The sequence below is a fragment of the Microcoleus sp. CAWBG58 genome, from assembly GCF_020883045.1.
GTDB lineage: Bacteria > Cyanobacteriota > Cyanobacteriia > Cyanobacteriales > Microcoleaceae > Microcoleus.
Genome location: NZ_JAHRFA010000032.1, coordinates 44,213 through 59,699, shown reverse-complemented (window position 1 = coordinate 59,699; position 15,487 = coordinate 44,213). Strand labels below are relative to the sequence as shown.

Genomic DNA, 15,487 nt, shown 5'->3' with positions numbered 1-15,487 from the left:
TGAATACCGGGAAAAACCCATCTTTAATTTTCGCTCTCTGAAACCAACTTGCCGTTTTCAAAGGCGATCGTTTTCCCTTCTCGCGCATCTAGAAGAGAGCGACGCAATCGTGTTTTAAATTCAGGATTATTCAGCATTAAATAATCAATCCAATCATCTTCATCAGCAAATCCAACTAGATAGCCAACTGGTTTGCCATCATAAATCAGAATCACATCTTCTTCCTGAGCGATTTCCAAGAATTGAAGCAAATCTTTTTGAACTTCACTGAGCTGAATCTGTTTCATCACTAACCTCCTGAACTGTGAGCCATTCGTTAACTTCAGATTTATGTTTGATAGCCAGAATCAAGACTAAGTTATTCTCTGGTTCAACAGTATATTCAATATCATAAAACACGCGATGCTCGTCAACTCGAAGACGGTACTCCGGTGAAATTAGCCCCCTGAGACGCTTAATCCTGCTTTTTGTCACCTTGTCCGGCTCGTAGCGCAAGTAAGTTTCTATTGCATCCTCTATCTTAGCGCGATCGATCGCACGCAAAGCCCTTAAATCCTCCAGAGCCGTTTCGGTAAACTCAATTCTGTATTGCGAAGTCGTCATAAACTAATTATACTTCAAGCCTGCAAGCAGCTTAATTACTGTAGCAGACTTTACTCTTCCAAGTCCACCGACTTAACCTGCTCTAAAGGTATATCTAGCGCTTCTGCAATTTGTTCGTCGCTCAAGCCAAACTGCCGTAATTTATCTATTGTTTCAATCTTAGTTTGATTTTTGCTTTCCTCCTGCAAGTCGGGAGTTTGCGGCTGACTTTCATCTGGGGTAGGAGTAGATGGATTAGGACAATTGTTAATGTAGCTAATACCAATAATTTTTTGATTATTTTTATTACCCAAAGTTGTTATAGTCTGATGTATATGCCTTTCTAGGACAGATTCAAGATTACTTTTTTTAACTTGTTCGCCAAACACTTCAGATAACATTTGCAAAAGCTCGTGACTAGCTTTTTTAACGTGCTGGGAGCTATAACCATAAGTTTCTGCAACGTCAGTATATTTTTTACGATTCAGTATTCCCGCGATAATCTTTCGCTGCAAGTTGTTTAGATGTTTGCCTGTCTTGGCGCAGACAGCTTCATCGACAAATTGCAATATCTGAGGACTGTCCATAGGTGGGATGATGGGATAATTTTAGTTACTATACCAAACTTTTTCCCACTTTCCCCCACTTTTTTTGGCTTCGTATCGGATTTTTAGGAAGTTCCCACTTTTTCCAACTTTTTTTTCCTTGACAGTTTTTGTGCGATCGGTCTAGCATGGATGAGTCCGACACAAGTATCTTACTAGAGTGTTGATTGACAGGTGCATAGTTGCGCCTAAGAGCTGAAAAGGGTGCCGCTACATAACCTCAACCGTCAATTATTCTATAGGTATAATCAATGGAAATACCAAAGCTATTAATGGCATTAATAGGATTACCAAACTCATCTGGAAGTAATCAGAACATTACTTTAGAGAAAAACAAAACTATTATCGTAACTAAAAGAACAGTCCGTTTTTCGTACAATGTTTACCAGACTCACAATATTACAAGTTTTACTGAAGGAGAGGTCAAAATTCCAGGAATTCCTTGGGGAATTATTGGTATTTGCTTTGTTGCTTCACTAATAATAGGCGCAAATAATGGTGATAGACTAATACTGATTATACTAGCCCCTGTTTTATTTTTTGGATCAATTGTAGGTACAGTTCGGAATTTGATTAATCTAAAACACTACGGCTTGTTACTAACTCTCAATTCTGGCGATCGGACGTTGTTTACTACAAAAGAAAAGAAGGCACTCAAGCAAGTTATTGGAGTAATCTATGATTTCATTGAAACTGAAAAGGAGGCAACTTACGAAATATTCATTAGTAATAGTGAGGTGAGGGGTAATTTTATACAGGGAAATGTTGAGGGAAACGCTTCGTATCTTTCTAGTGATAGCGAACATGACACCAAAAGTAAACGTTAGCAAGTGAGGATGATATCAGCTATGGAACCAAAATCTGTAGACATGAATAACAGTAGTTTTAAGGGCAACTTGGTTCAAGGAAACGTCGGTGGGAATGTAGAGTATAAACCCGTATCGGAGAGTAAATTAATGTCACAAACTTCCTATAATAATCATGGTCAGGTTGGGGCTATGGGTGAGAAGGCCAGCTCTGACAACAACTCTTTTGTCCAACAATCAGAACAGAAACAAAATCTTGCGACTTCAGCAAAAGAAATTCAACAACTGCTCAAACAATTAGAGGTAAGTAATCCCACCGCTACTGATGAGGAAAAGATTGCTCATGTTAATGATGAAACTACCCCCAGTTTCAAGCGTCGTGCAGTTGGTGCATTGCAGGCTGGCGGTGAAGCTGCGATCGAAGAGTTTTTAGACAATCCTTATGTCAATGTAGTGAAAGAGACAGTTAAAGGTTGGATGAAACCAGAATAGATTGTGGTATGCGAAGTGCGATCGCCCTTACCAACAAATCAAAGTGCGATCGCCTTTATTATTTTTCATCCAATAATTAATTCGCTCTTCGTATGCAAATATCCTACGCATCAAGACTGTTTCTCCTGCCAAATCGCCTCTTTCTCGGCTTCTAAACCAGGCAATAAATCATTTAAACCCACATTTTCATTTTCCATAATTTTTGCAATCCGATCGATTAATTGGGGAACTTCCATCGGCGCATCAAAATCCTCGGCAATTACCAAGGGCATCCCGCGCAGAGGATAATGCTTTTGCGCTGTCAATCCAGCACTCGAAATCTCAGCAGAGTCGATCGACACAGAAGGCTCAGACTGCGACAACCGCCTTTGACGCAAAAAACTCAATAGCACCTGAAGTACATCATCTGATGCTCGATCGATCTCATTGATTAATTCTTCTCGGACTGTCACGATCGCACATTCTCCATGCTAGACTTCTGTACCCATTATAATTTCCAATAGCAGCTTTATGCTACGCGATCGCGCCAATTAGTTGTTTACTAACTTCTGACAACGATGACACTCACAGAATTGCTCCCTACCATTAGACAACTTTCTGCGATCGAGAAACGAGAGTTAATCCGCATTCTAATGGCGGAAGAGGATATCAGTGAAGATATTTTTCCTTTGGAACCTTACAAGATTTACTACCTACCAACGCCCTACGAGAATTTTGGTGCTGGTGCAGCTTTGATGCAGGCAATGAATTAGGACTTCGCATGGGGTTCAGAAACCGGGTTTTTTGCCAAATCTGCTGGTTTCAACCCGTATTTTCGTAAAAAACCCGGTTTCTTTTCGGAGTGTGCCCTAACCCCAAAAATTAAGCTCGCCCGATGATAGAATCGAAATAGCGAGATCCATTTCCGATTCCCACCATGACATTCATCAACCCCAAAACCGATTACGCCTTCAAAAAAATATTTGGTTCCTCAGAAAGCAAAGACATTCTCATCAGTTTCCTCAACGCCATAATTTACGAAGGCAATCCGACTATTCAAGACTTAGAAATTATCAACCCCAACCTGCCGCCACAAGTAGAAGGCTTAAAAGACTCCTCTTTAGATGTCAAAGCCAAGCTGGCAGACGACACTCTAGTCATCATTGAAATGCAGGTATTAAACGTCGAGTCTTTCGGACAAAGAATCTTGTACAACGCAGCGAAAACCTACGCCTCTCAATTGCAGAAAGGACAAGGATATCGAATGCTCAGACCAGTAATTGCCTTGACGATTACTGATTTTGAGATGTTTAAAAATAGCAACCAATTAATTTCGCGATTTGTCTACAAAGAAGAGATTTCTAACTTACCCTATCCCGATAACGATCTCAAGTTAGTATTTGTAGAATTGCCAAAATTCACCAAAACAGTAGACCAACTAGAAACTCTGGCAGATAAATGGCTCTATTTCATGAAATACGCGGTAACGATAACGGAAATCCCGCCAGTAATGAATAGCGTCCCCGAAATCCATCAAGCATTTGACATCGCCGATCGAGTGAATTTAAGCGTGGAGGAAATAGCAAATATCGAACGGCAAGAAATGTTTATTTACGACCAACAAGGCACGATAATTAAAGCCGAGCGAGACGCTAGACAAGAAGAAAAACAGGCGATCGCACGGCAGTTACTCGATCGCCTAGATGACGCAACCATAGCCCAAATAACCGGACTTAGCGTTCAGGATGTGCAGAATTTGCGATCGCAAGTTTGATGCGTCAAAAACCAGACATGACATTGTTCGCATCCAATTTCTAAGTCTGCGGAGGCAGACTTCGTTTGTATAGAAGCGGTTTCAACCGCCGAATCATAAACTTCAAAAACCTATCCCAAAAACAACTTATAAGCCGGATTTTGACTTTCATCCCCATACTGATAACCCAGCGTATCCAAAAAAGCCTGCCATTCCTGCATCTCATCCGGCGGTACTTGAATTCCCACCACAATTCGCCCGTAATCAGCGCCGTTATTCCGATAGTGAAAAACGCTGATATTCCAGTTAGGACTCATCGAACCCACAAACTTCATCAACGCACCCGGACGTTCGGGAAATTCAAAGCGATAAAACAACTCATTATCTGCTAGCATCGAACGGCCGCCCACCATATGCCGCAAGTGCAATTTCGTTAATTCATCATCAGTTAAATCCAAAGTTTTAAAGCCGCAATCTTCAAAACTGGCAGCTATTTTCACCGCATCCGCACGGTTTTGAATTTGGACGCCGATAAAAATATGTGCTGCTTTCTCATCCGCAATTCGATAGCTGAATTCAGTTAAATTGCGTTTCCCCAAACACTCGCAAAACCTGCGGAGACTTCCCGGTTGTTCGGGAATTGTGACAGCAAAAATAGCTTCGCGGCGTTCGCCAAACTCGGCTCTTTCTGCTACAAACCGCAGGCGATCGAAATTCATGTTTGCGCCGCAAGCCACCGCAATTAATGTTTCCCCTGCGATTTGTTCCCGTTCCACGTAAGCTTTCGCACCTGCGATCGCCAATGCCCCGGCCGGTTCTAAGATCGATCGCGTATCCTCAAAAACATCCTTAATCGCTGCACAAATATCATCCGTATCCACTAAAATAATCTCATCCACATACTCCTGACAAAGCCGAAAAGTTTCCTCCCCAACTTCCCGCACCGCAACGCCGTCAGCAAATAAACCCACCTGCGACAAACGCACCCGTTTACCCGCTTTCAGCGATTGATTCATCGCATCGGAATCGACAGGTTCCACACCAATAATCTTAATTTCCGGGCGCAACCGCTTGATATAAGCCGCAATTCCCGAAATCAATCCACCGCCACCAATTGCCACAAAAATCGCGTGAATCGGTTTTTGATGTTGCCGCAGAATTTCCATGCCGATCGTACCCTGTCCCGCAATCACGTGCGGATCGTCAAAAGGGTGAACAAAAGTCATGCCTTTTTCGGCCTCTAATTGACGCGCAAAAGCGTAGGCATCATCATAGGTATCCCCATGCAAAATCACCTCTCCACCGCGCGCTATCACCGCATTAACCTTCACCTGCGGCGTCGTTACGGGCATGACGATAATCGCGCGAGTTCCCAGGTGGCGTGCAGCGAGGGCGACTCCTTGGGCGTGATTGCCGGCGGAAGCTGCGATCGCACCTTGTGCTAGCAAATCCGGCGACAGTTGCGCCATTTTGTTGTACGCGCCCCGCAGTTTGAAGGAGAAGACAGACTGCATATCCTCTCGCTTCAGGAGCAGTTTATTGTTGAGCCGTGTTGATAGATTGGGGGCTACTTCTAGGGGGGATTCTTGAGCAACATCGTAGACGCGGGCGGTGAGGATTTGTACTAGGTAATCGCAGAGCATGGGCTGGGGGGTGAGTAGATGCGGGATGGTGGGATAATTGTACGATATTTGTGTTAGTGTGTTGCGGGGAATGGGCAATCGTCTTCTGCAAACTTCCCTAAAGGGCGATCGGAAGTTATCAATGATAACTTTTCCGTTTGGGAAAATACTGAAAACGGGCGATCGCACTTATTTCGTCGAGTCAGCGGGGAAGTTGAGTCGCACTCAGGTGGAGTAGGAGTATAATAAAAGCAGCGTTAGATAGCAAAAGCGCGAAAATATATAAAATATACAATCGGGGTATGGAATTTGAATGGGACGAAATCAAAGCAGCTATCAATCTCAACAAGCACGGTATAGATTTTGAAGAAGCAAAGACAGTTTTCTACAATCCACTTGCCGTAATTTTTGATGATGAAAAACATTCACAAGATGAGCGCCGTGAAATTATCATCGGCCACTCTCAAAACAATCAGTTGCTGCTAGTCAGCTATACTGAACGTGGAAATGCAATCCGTATCATTAGTGCCCGTCTAGCCACTAGAAAGGAGCGTGAAGACTATGAAGAAAACGCCTTTTAATGAATCTTCAAACTCGGAAGATGAGCTTTTGTCGGAGTACCACTTCGATTACAAAAAAGCCAAACCCAACCGTTTTGCCAATCGCAGTGGAAAGCAACAAATGACAGTCGTTGTTTTGGATGAGGATATTGCCCGGATTTTCTCAACACCGGAAGCAGTAAACAAGGTGCTTCGGGCGCTGATTGAAGCGATGCCCCAAGCAAGTAGTGGGGAGACAGTTTAAAGTCCTATACCCAGGCTCTTAATTCAATTCTTTGAATGCAGTATCTCGGTTAGTTTTAGCGTCTTGATAATCTGGCTTTATTTCTAATGCCTTCTCAAAGCTGGCAATTGACTCTTCATAGCGCCCTAGTTGCAGTAGAGCAAGACCGCGAAAATTCCACGCTTTGCATGAATCAGGTTTTAGTCTAATAGCTAGTTCATATCGTTGTATCGCTTCTTCACAACGGTTTACTTCAAGAAGTACGTTACCTCGTTTAATCCAAGATTCAGATTCATCTAAATAAAAACTACTGGCCTCATCTTTTTCATCAAAACTTCTTTCTTTTTTATATAAAGCTTGTTCTTGCATATGACTTTGTAGTTTCTCTAGTAGTTGTTTCTCTAAATCTTTTCTGATTGAGCTATAAATAGAAGTAGAGAATTGAAATACACCAGAACCCCAATCAAAAAAATCGGGTGCCCGACGGATGATATATTTGATAGCAAAAGTCGGTAGTATAAAAACAGAGCAAATGTTACTCAAGCGATCGCGAAAAATTTCCCGCCTTTGATTGAGGTGACTGAGAATAGGAGGTACTGTATCTAAATTATAATAATCACCATCACCACCATATCCAGGCTTGATATAAAGTTCTAGTGACTTTTCTAGTCCTTGAATGAAGAGAATGTTTAGGTCATTACGATCGCCCCGATTTGCAACAATGTCATACAGATTATCAATTGATCCTGTCAATTCTAGAACCGCAATTTTTTTCTCAGACAAATCCTCTTGCACCCTACCGATCAACTCATTACCTTCTGCCGGAGAACATTGCACGAAAACAATACCGAAGCCTTTTGTTCGTTTTAGGCATCGCAATAAAGCCCGATAGACTCCCTCTGGGCTAGTGTCGAGTTTCCGAGTAGCAGAAGGTTGACTCATGATGACGACTGCCGAATTTTGGCAACTGTAGCTTGAAACTGCTCGATTTCTTCAATCAGAGGATGGACATTGTACCAGCGTTTGAGATTGCCCTTATCATCATAATAGCGATATTCTAACAAACAACGCCTGAGTAACAGGCGCAGACACTCTTCGTTATTGTTGGCGTGCTTTTTGCAATAAACATCAGCCAAAATTTCCCACTGATGTTCTTGAATTGTATTGAGATAGGTTTCCCGCGTTTCTGCAATTGCCCGTTGCACCGCTTCAGACGTAATTGGTAGCTCGTCCGTCCAGTTTACAGCGATTCGGATCATCTGCATCAAATTCCTCGCGTGTCCGCCACTCATGATGCAAAGCTGGTTCAATGTATCTGGACTGTCGAACACAGCCGGAAGATCTAAACCTGCCACACTACTATCCATAGTTTGAGTCAGTCTGGGGTCGATCGCCTCTAGCCGCCGACAGATAATTTCCCGCAACTTGGATAGTCCATTTGAGTTGACTGTACCGTCGGGATTCTGCACCATCACCATCGGTAAAATATTGGTCTTTTCGTAGTTATCTTCAAGCTGTGTCGCCCGTCCCGAATATACCATTGCGATCGGAACTGTATAGATTACATGACACGCCAAGCCCCGCAGAATTTCACTGCGATTTAAGTAAATCTCGTCATAATTACTGGGAGTTGCTTCTTCTTTAGTTTCCGCAATTCTATCCAAATTATCGGCAATCATCACAATGCCGCGACAGGCTGTAGGTAGAGATTTCTCAGCTTCTTTGATGAAGTCATTCAGCGCTTCTACCAAAGAGGGAGTATTAGCATTAATTTTCTGTCGAAGTTCGCGCCGCTTATCAGGAGTTGCGCGAAGATTGGCTGTAATTTTGGCAAACTGGGCAATTTGTCCCTCTAAGTTTAAACCTTCAAAAGACACTTCTGTCAGTGCCAAATCTTTCAGAGATTCCCATCGATTTTGCATCCAATCTAGCAAAGGGTTATGATTTTGCAGATCGATCGCTTCTACTAGATGTCGAGTACAAGCAAACAATATATCCGCATACTCCGCATCTTGGGGTTCAATATCCTCATCATCTGCTGCAAAGTAAACCACAAAATATTTCTGTTGTTCAAGATACTCTTTTAATCGCAGGAGTTCTGTGGATTTTCCCACTCCTCGGTGTCCAGAGTAAAGCTGACAAGTGGGTTTCTTCGATCGCGTAATCTTTCGACCTAATTCCCGTACTACTTCCCAACCACCACGGACTTCCTGACAATCAACATAAGCCTCTTTCGAGGGAGGCTGAAATGGTTCAAAGGAACTGTAGATTTCGGTTAGCAAATCTAGCGCCACAAGCTACCTCAAGTCAAATTTTGCACAACAAGTATAGTGTACAAGATATTTATCAATATCTTTGCATTAAATGCGATCGTCAATTATTTGAAATCCCCGACTTCTTCAAGAACTCAGGGATACACAACCACAAAAATCGAAGCTTCCAACCCTGCATATCTCTAATCAGGACGTGCAAAACCCGTTCGAGGGTCGCTAATAAACAAACCCAAAACCAGCGAGTCCATCACCGTATCCCAGACAGGAGTCAAACGTTCAGCATCATCAACCCAGTAATCAAAAGTAATCAAACATTGAACATTAGAACCCAATCCGATACAGATTCTCGAATAAGCTTCTCGCTGTTCTGGAGGGTCGATAAACTTAAATTCAGTCCAAACAACCCGAGCAGTTTGCCGCTTTAATTGAATGATTTCCCCAGGATCGATCGGATTTCTGGTATCATCTTCAACTATTTTCTGCAATAGCGGCACCAGCGGAAATTCTCCCCAGTTACCAGGAGGTAACAAATTAAACGAAACCTCCAAACAACAATCATCATCCGGCGGTTTCTTATCCGTAAACCGGAACGACTTTGTATCCGGTTCAAAATGCCAATCTTGGGGGACATCAAAGCGGACTGCACCTCTTCCTGCTACAAAGATGCGAGTTCCAGGCTTTGACTTCCAATTGTGGTCTTCTTTGAGCTCTAGAGTTTCCTTGAGCCATTCTTGCTTTTTGCGCTTAGACATAAACAGAATACCAAATTACTGCTAATGTGTAGTTTGAGACTTGGCTAACACATTTTAACTCTATTTTGCTCGCCCTTTGCTCAAATACAAGAATTATTACAAAAATTACCCACGGGTATCGAGAAACCGGGTTTTTTTCCAAAATCATTCGTCCCAGCCCTAGAATTAATAAAAAACCCGGTTTCTGTAGTCGCCGCGCGTAATTCCTGTAAAACAATCCTTACAAAAATTATACATCCCTGTTTTCTCTATTCCTCTGCGTGCTGTGCGCCTCTGCGGTAAAAAAATGCTTTTACAAATCCCTAATTTTTATTTTTAAGTTGAGGAATCACATATCTAATACCGCCTTTATTCCCAGCCGCATCGCCCTTGTAGCGGGGGATAACATGAATTGCAGCGTGACTGCGACTTTGACCCGCATCTTTATTAATATTGATACCGACATTAAAACCGTCAGGCTGAAACTCTTTAGTTAAAATTTCTTGCACCTTATTAGCCATAAACCAGCAAGCCGATTGCTCTCGAAATGGCAATTCAAAATAATTTGCAGTGTGACGTTTGGGAACAATTAAAACATGACCTGGGCTGGCGGGATAACCGTCAAAAATTGCATAGGCTGTCGCTGATTCTGTGAGCAAAGTTAGGTTTTTGTAGGGATTGCAGAATATGCAGTTATTAGTTGAATTTCTTTGATGGTTGTAATGCACGTATTCGTAGATTTCGCAAGACTCATTTAAGAGATATGACTTAAATGGAAGTTTGACGATGCACTGATAGGTAGGTTTTTTGTGTACGTAGTGTTCTCGAAAACCTTCTTTTTTGATATCCCTTCTCACGGCAAAATATGCTTTACCTCCTGGTTTCAAGAGGTGCGATACTTCCATCAGGACATGAGCTTGTTCTTCGGGAAACAAGACATTCAAAACATAAAAGCAAATGATTGTATCAAATTTATGTTCGGGGAATTCAGGAAAATAATAAGAGTCGTAACCTGCAATATCAAAGCCTTTTTGCTGCAACAATTTAACATCGCTGCCGAAGCCGCACCCAAAATCTAAAATTTTACCTTGAAGCAGGTTTTGCTCTAATAAAATTTTTGCCGGAAATGACAGGTAAATCCTTTCAATTGCTGTGAGGTGGCTGAATTTATTTTGTTGCTTTTTCATGGAGGCATCAATTTGATTTCAATCGATATTCTTCAGTCTCTTAGAAAGGAAGGAAAGTTTGACTCGCTTTGCGATTTCTATCGCCGAATTTTATCTAAAGATTTTACCATTATTGCAGTTTGGCGATCGCCCCTTTGGCCACCAACACCTTACCTGTCACCAAATCCCGCACCGTAGCCAGCAACACCCGCCTCTCATCCACTTCAAAACTCACCGAAACCCTGTCAATCCCCAATACTCCGGGCGGGTTCAAATGCGCCACACAAACCTGCTGGTGGTGGCTTTCCAGAGAACGAAAATCGCTGTGTTTGTTGAGCAAACTGCTCGTCATTTGCCCTTTTTCGTTAAAAGTAACCTCCGCTTGCGACACCTCCGCAACTTCTCCAATATCTAACCGAATTTCTCTTTGACCTTCAATGGCAACTTGCAGCGTCAACTCTTCGGAACTTTCACAAGGATACTTCATTTCTTTGCTAAAAATCGGCGAATAAGTATAAGCTTTAGCATAAGGTTCCCAGAGGCGAATTGCATAGGTGTGGCGCAAATAATCGTCAACACTCGCCAATTGTGTCAAGGCTAAAGCGCCGTGGGCTACAGCTTCAAAAGGCTTATCTGTTTTGACTTTTTGCCGCCCAAAATAGGAAACCACTAAATTAGATACAGCCGGAATCAGAGAAGTTCCTCCTACCAGCAAAACCTGTTCGATATCTGCTTTGCTGATACCTTTTCCCAGGGCAATGCTCAACACTTCATCTAAAGCTTCCCGCAACTGTTCCAACAACTGCCGAGATTCCAGGATTTCTTCAAGCTTCTCTCGGTTTAGTTGCAATTCGTAGGACATAAAATTTTCATCATCAAACCAACTTTCCTTCGCCTCATTAACTTGAGAAACTTGAATCTTTAACTTTTCCGCTATTTCTAATAAATTTTGCCAGCCCACGCCGCCGACTTCTGCCCGCGACGAACCAATTTGCCGCAAATAATCTTCAACAATCCAGATATCAATATCTTCACCGCCGACATAAGCATCCGATTTTGCCAACACTTCGGCGCGCACCCCCCCCAGCGAGGGCGGGCACGGGGGCACCGCCCCTACAAGAGGGGGGACAAGATTTGTCTCCCCTTTGCTAAGAGAAGGTAAGGAGGAAGTTGCAGCGGTACGAACTAAACTTAAATCTAAAGTTCCGCCGCCAAAATCGACTACTAAAACTAGAGAACCGGGGCGTTGGACTGCATATCCCAGGGCGGCGGCGGTGGATTCATCGATTAACTGAACTTCTTCAACTCCGAGAGATTCTGCTAAGTCGCGAAACCAATCAAGATATCGCTCAAAGGCTCCGACTGGTACTGTAAAAATTAATTTGTCTGGTTGTATGTTTTGCTGATATAATTGTTTCCATATTGTTCTAATAAATTGTTCGGCTACTGATTCCGGCGTGTAGCTTTCGCCGTCAAGATGGCGGGCTGGGGGCTGATAATCGGCTGCTAAGTCGCGTTTAAAAGCTTTGAAAAAGCGATCGGGCTGGGATTGTCCTAAACGCTGAGATCGCACTTTTTCGCCCAATACCAACTCTCCAGCATTTTTCACAAACACTAAAGTCGGCACTACAGGTATTTCTCGAACATCTGGGTTCGATTTATTGGTCTTAAAAATGCGGGACATTTCGCCCAATCTCAAAGTTTCTGGTGTTTGCGTATCCGGGTTGAGAATGCAAACAACCGTGTTGCTGGTACCGAAGTCTATTGCAACTGTAGTCATGTCTATTTTAGATTTTCAATTTAATTTGTTATTCCCGGTGGGAGGCTGCGACTAACTTTAGCAGGAGCAAGAATTTGCTCTCCATCCCGATAGCCGACAAACCGAATATAAACTAACTCTCCTTCTTTTATATCTTCAACATCCGGCTGGTGCAACTGCGGATTGTAAGCAACTTGTTCCCAAGCTGAACCAATTGTTTCAAAATCCCAACTTGACAGGAGATTTTCTAGAGGCGTAAACAAAGCAGAGAGATTTTTGGCTGGCATATTCGGCTTGGCTTCTGCCATTTTGCGGGCGCTGGGATAGTTTGTTAGCAAAGTTTGTAACTGTTCAAAGGTGGCGCGGCGAAAATCGGCTGTGAGTTGAGTTTTTTGTTGCTGCAATTCTTCGCGAAGCCGGAAACACTGCTGTTTCAATTCTTCGATTTCGCTGGGATTCGTGGTGATTTCATCCGATACGGGCAGTGCGTTTAAAGTGCGATCGAATTCCTGGAAATTTAAATTTAGCACAGTTGCCAGCCGCCGCAATTGGTCTAGGGTGAGTTTTCCCACGTCTCCCTGCCGTACTAGGCGCACCCCGAACCGACTTAATCCGGCTTTTTCGCCTAAATCTTGCCAATCGACGATATCTAGCTGATTCATGCGTTCCCGGAGGATTGTATCGTACTTAAAGTCGATCGCATCTCCGGCCTCGGATGCAGCATAAAGGTACACTAAAATTAGAAAAATGCCCCCGACAGCTAGCGCGATACCGAAGGCAGGCCCTGTTGTTATATCAACTGTTGCACCGAGGAGATAGAACATTGTTAATTTTTCTAAACTTGTTTTAAAGTCTGAGTTTGTTCGGCGGTCAAATTTTCTTCGCCTTCATAGTATTCTGGCAGCAAGTCTTGAGATTCTACTTTGCCGAGGGCTGTTTCAATTCCGGCGGTGGTTTCGGTGCAACTCGAACCGGTGGCGTTGAGGACGGTTTCGGTAATTTTTCCGTCTTTGCCGATGCGGTATTCTATTTGGCGGTACTCTGCCATAGTTCCTCTTGGTTTAATTTTTGACGGTTGACTTTTGACTGTCGATCCGAATTTTTTATGAGCCTGCTCCCGAATCCGATCCCCCCTAACCCCCCTTAATAAGGGGGGGACAAGATTGGGATCTTTCGTCCTCGTTATTAGGGAGTATGCGAGGGGGGGAACGAGATATGCAACTTCACATTAAATTGGTATGAGTTATATTATAGATTCTGTTTACCAATTATTCAAATGAATTTTTGTAGCGACAATGCAACCGGGGTTTCGCCGGAAATTATGGCAGCGATTGCAGCGGCTAATTGCGGTGCAGTTATGTCCTATGGAGATGATGAATATACGCAGCGTTTGCAAGTTAAATTTTCGGATTTGTTCGAGACATCTGTGACTGTTTTCCCCGTAGCCACCGGTTCTGCTGCTAATGCTTTAGCCCTGGCGGTGATGACTCCAAGTTACGGGGCTGTTTACTGTCACGCCCAATCTCATATTAATCTGGATGAATGCGGCGCGCCGGAGTTTTTTACGGGCGGTGCAAAGTTAGTTACAATAACAGGAAGTGATGGTAAGATAGAGGCAGAGACTTTAGGTGAAATAGTCGATCGCGCTGGTGCAGGAGTCGTCCACCACGTACAGCCCGCCGCCGTCAGCATCACCCAAGCCACAGAAGCCGGCACAGTCTACAATCCAGCGGAAATTGCCGAGATTTCCGAAGTTGTGCGCCGCCACAATTTGCACCTGCATATGGATGGAGCTCGCTTTGCTAACGCTGTTGCTAGTTTGGGCTGTTCTCCTGCGGATATCACTTGGCGCGCAGGTGTGGATATCCTCTCATTTGGAGCGACAAAAAACGGCGCGATGGCTGCGGAAGCTGTGGTATTTTTCGATCGAGAATTAGCAAAAACTTTCCCATTTTACCGCAAGCGCAGCGGGCATCTGTTCTCAAAGATGCGGTTTTTGTCGGCGCAGTTGGAAGCATATATAACGGATGATTTGTGGCTAAAAAATGCGACTCACGCCAATAAGATGGCTGCTAAATTAGCCGAAGGTTTGGCCGGAGTTGAGAAAGTCAAGTTTTGCCATCCCGTCGAAGCTAACGAGATTTTTATGCAGCTTCCCGAATCAGTGATTGCAGCAGCTTTGAGTCGTGGTTTTCAGTTTTATCGGTGGGATAACTCTACTGTCAGACTGGTAACAGCTTTTAATACTAAAGAAGAAGATGTTAATGCTTTTGTTGATTTGTGTAAAGGCGAGCTTTTCCATATTTAAAGGTTTGTAGTGAGGGCTTTAGTCCTTCTTGGATGCGGACTAAAGTCCTCACTACAAACCTAGAGTTTAAAGGTTCGTAGTGAGGACTTTAGTCCTTCTTGGATGCGGACTAAAGTCCTCACTACGAACCTAGAGTTTAATTGATTCATGAATAGGTTCTGCAACTGCTGCTAATTCGGGTTCCTCTGCTTCGAGGTGCGCTTCCAAAAGTGCCAGATTTCTCATGTTTGACTTATAAAAAGCATCGAAGATATCCCCGACTAAAGGCACTGAGCCAATAACAGCTTCTAAACCAATATTGTAAATCATTTTGCCTAGAGTTTTGGGCGGAATGTTGAATTGAGTTGCCAAATAAATTAAGTAGGCAGAAAACGCAGTATCTACTATATCGCCAGCACCGGGAACTAAACCAATAATTGGATCTAAGCCAATGCGAAATTTAGTACCGGGGATGCCAATGGCGGTATCCATCAGGCGACTGAGTTTGCGGATGCGGTTAAGGGTGGCAAGACGCTCTATTTTGTTCATATTATTATTGTTGGACTAGCTGGAAAAAACGACATCAGTCCGAAGACAGAAAAAAGTATCGCCCTGACAGGTTCGATCGTTCGGACTTCAGTCCTCTTCA

Annotated in this window: 21 protein-coding genes; 8 read left to right on the top strand and 13 right to left on the bottom strand. The window is 43.4% G+C overall.

Annotation, left to right across the window (positions count from 1 at the left end; genetic code table 11):
* Positions 1–23 precede the first annotated feature (23 nt).
* Genes QZ918_RS16245 through QZ918_RS16235 form a run of 3 tightly spaced genes read right to left on the bottom strand, consistent with a single transcriptional unit; the run spans position 24 to position 1,169 of the window.
* A complete protein-coding gene (locus QZ918_RS16245) occupies positions 24–287 on the bottom strand; it encodes a prevent-host-death protein (protein WP_293336734.1) in 264 nt (87 codons plus the stop codon).
* Positions 265–603 carry a type II toxin-antitoxin system RelE family toxin gene (locus QZ918_RS16240; RefSeq protein ID WP_293336732.1) on the bottom strand — a complete coding sequence of 113 codons (339 nt, stop codon included), beginning with the start codon at positions 601–603 and terminating at the stop codon, positions 265–267. The genes QZ918_RS16245 and QZ918_RS16240 overlap by 23 nt, the downstream gene beginning before the upstream one ends.
* A gap of 50 nt (positions 604–653) precedes the next feature.
* Positions 654–1,169, bottom strand: a complete 516-nt coding sequence (locus tag QZ918_RS16235; protein WP_293336730.1) for a helix-turn-helix domain-containing protein — start codon at positions 1,167–1,169, stop codon at positions 654–656.
* 269 nt (positions 1,170–1,438) lie between these two features.
* Here QZ918_RS16235 and QZ918_RS16230 point away from each other — a divergent pair, with 269 nt between their 5' ends.
* Both QZ918_RS16230 and QZ918_RS16225 read left to right on the top strand, forming a co-directional pair.
* A complete protein-coding gene (locus tag QZ918_RS16230) occupies positions 1,439–2,014 on the top strand; it encodes a DUF6232 family protein (protein ID WP_293336728.1) in 576 nt (191 codons plus the stop codon).
* Between the two features lie 21 nt (positions 2,015–2,035).
* Positions 2,036–2,485, top strand: a complete 450-nt coding sequence (locus tag QZ918_RS16225; RefSeq protein ID WP_293336726.1) for a hypothetical protein — start codon at positions 2,036–2,038, stop codon at positions 2,483–2,485.
* A 110-nt stretch (positions 2,486–2,595) separates the two neighbouring features.
* On the opposite strand, the gene QZ918_RS16220 is transcribed toward QZ918_RS16225, so the two are convergent.
* Entirely contained in the window at positions 2,596–2,937 is a 342-nt protein-coding gene (locus tag QZ918_RS16220) for a hypothetical protein (RefSeq protein WP_293336724.1), read from the bottom strand.
* A 105-nt stretch (positions 2,938–3,042) separates the two neighbouring features.
* Here QZ918_RS16220 and QZ918_RS16215 point away from each other — a divergent pair, with 105 nt between their 5' ends.
* Together QZ918_RS16215 and QZ918_RS16210 are read left to right on the top strand one after the other, a co-directional pair.
* Complete coding sequence (locus tag QZ918_RS16215) at positions 3,043–3,237, top strand: hypothetical protein (RefSeq protein WP_293336722.1); 195 nt, start codon at positions 3,043–3,045, stop codon at positions 3,235–3,237.
* 164 nt (positions 3,238–3,401) lie between these two features.
* The gene (locus tag QZ918_RS16210) at positions 3,402–4,238 is read left to right on the top strand and encodes an Rpn family recombination-promoting nuclease/putative transposase (protein ID WP_293336720.1); all 837 of its coding nucleotides are present in this window, start codon (positions 3,402–3,404) and stop codon (positions 4,236–4,238) included.
* 110 nt (positions 4,239–4,348) lie between these two features.
* Here the strand turns inward: QZ918_RS16210 and ilvA are convergent, their stop codons facing one another.
* A complete protein-coding gene (gene ilvA / locus QZ918_RS16205; RefSeq protein ID WP_293336718.1) occupies positions 4,349–5,860 on the bottom strand; it encodes a threonine ammonia-lyase, biosynthetic in 1,512 nt (503 codons plus the stop codon).
* Positions 5,861–5,930: 70 nt separating this feature from the next.
* On the opposite strand from ilvA, the gene QZ918_RS16200 reads away from it, so the two are divergent.
* The 3 genes from QZ918_RS16200 (at position 5,931) to QZ918_RS16190 (ending at position 6,643) form a co-directional block, all read left to right on the top strand.
* On the top strand, positions 5,931–6,077 hold the full coding sequence (locus tag QZ918_RS16200) for a hypothetical protein (RefSeq protein WP_293336716.1): 147 nt from the start codon (positions 5,931–5,933) through the stop codon (positions 6,075–6,077).
* A 64-nt stretch (positions 6,078–6,141) separates the two neighbouring features.
* Positions 6,142–6,420 carry a BrnT family toxin gene (locus QZ918_RS16195; RefSeq protein WP_293336714.1) on the top strand — a complete coding sequence of 93 codons (279 nt, stop codon included), beginning with the start codon at positions 6,142–6,144 and terminating at the stop codon, positions 6,418–6,420.
* Positions 6,401–6,643, top strand: a complete 243-nt coding sequence (locus tag QZ918_RS16190) for a hypothetical protein (protein ID WP_293336712.1) — start codon at positions 6,401–6,403, stop codon at positions 6,641–6,643. The genes QZ918_RS16195 and QZ918_RS16190 overlap by 20 nt, the downstream gene beginning before the upstream one ends.
* A gap of 18 nt (positions 6,644–6,661) precedes the next feature.
* Here the strand turns inward: QZ918_RS16190 and QZ918_RS16185 are convergent, their stop codons facing one another.
* The 7 genes from QZ918_RS16185 to QZ918_RS16155 form a co-directional block, all read right to left on the bottom strand.
* Entirely contained in the window at positions 6,662–7,564 is a 903-nt protein-coding gene (locus QZ918_RS16185; protein WP_293336710.1) for a tetratricopeptide repeat protein, read from the bottom strand.
* Positions 7,561–8,916: an ATP-binding protein gene (locus QZ918_RS16180; RefSeq protein ID WP_293336708.1), complete on the bottom strand. Its 1,356-nt coding sequence runs from the start codon at positions 8,914–8,916 to the stop codon at positions 7,561–7,563. Before QZ918_RS16180 ends, QZ918_RS16185 begins: the two co-directional genes overlap by 4 nt.
* 161 nt (positions 8,917–9,077) lie before the next feature.
* Entirely contained in the window at positions 9,078–9,647 is a 570-nt protein-coding gene (locus QZ918_RS16175; RefSeq protein ID WP_293149240.1) for an Alr1449 family protein, read from the bottom strand.
* Between the two features lie 302 nt (positions 9,648–9,949).
* Positions 9,950–10,813, bottom strand: coding sequence for an HIT family protein (locus QZ918_RS16170; RefSeq protein ID WP_293336706.1), 864 nt, complete (start codon positions 10,811–10,813; stop codon positions 9,950–9,952).
* A 109-nt stretch (positions 10,814–10,922) separates the two neighbouring features.
* Positions 10,923–12,572 carry an Hsp70 family protein gene (locus QZ918_RS16165; RefSeq protein ID WP_293336704.1) on the bottom strand — a complete coding sequence of 550 codons (1,650 nt, stop codon included), beginning with the start codon at positions 12,570–12,572 and terminating at the stop codon, positions 10,923–10,925.
* Positions 12,573–12,592: 20 nt separating this feature from the next.
* Positions 12,593–13,375 carry a nucleotide exchange factor GrpE gene (locus tag QZ918_RS16160; protein WP_293336702.1) on the bottom strand — a complete coding sequence of 261 codons (783 nt, stop codon included), beginning with the start codon at positions 13,373–13,375 and terminating at the stop codon, positions 12,593–12,595.
* An 11-nt stretch (positions 13,376–13,386) separates the two neighbouring features.
* Entirely contained in the window at positions 13,387–13,599 is a 213-nt protein-coding gene (locus tag QZ918_RS16155) for a DUF2997 domain-containing protein (protein WP_293336700.1), read from the bottom strand.
* Between the two features lie 228 nt (positions 13,600–13,827).
* Between QZ918_RS16155 and QZ918_RS16150 the strand changes: the two genes are divergently transcribed.
* The gene (locus QZ918_RS16150) at positions 13,828–14,859 is read left to right on the top strand and encodes a threonine aldolase family protein (RefSeq protein ID WP_293336698.1); all 1,032 of its coding nucleotides are present in this window, start codon (positions 13,828–13,830) and stop codon (positions 14,857–14,859) included.
* 129 nt (positions 14,860–14,988) lie between these two features.
* On the opposite strand, the gene QZ918_RS16145 is transcribed toward QZ918_RS16150, so the two are convergent.
* Positions 14,989–15,387 (bottom strand): DUF4112 domain-containing protein, encoded by a 399-nt coding sequence (locus QZ918_RS16145; RefSeq protein WP_293149230.1) that lies wholly within the window; start codon positions 15,385–15,387, stop codon positions 14,989–14,991.
* Positions 15,388–15,487 lie beyond the last annotated feature (100 nt).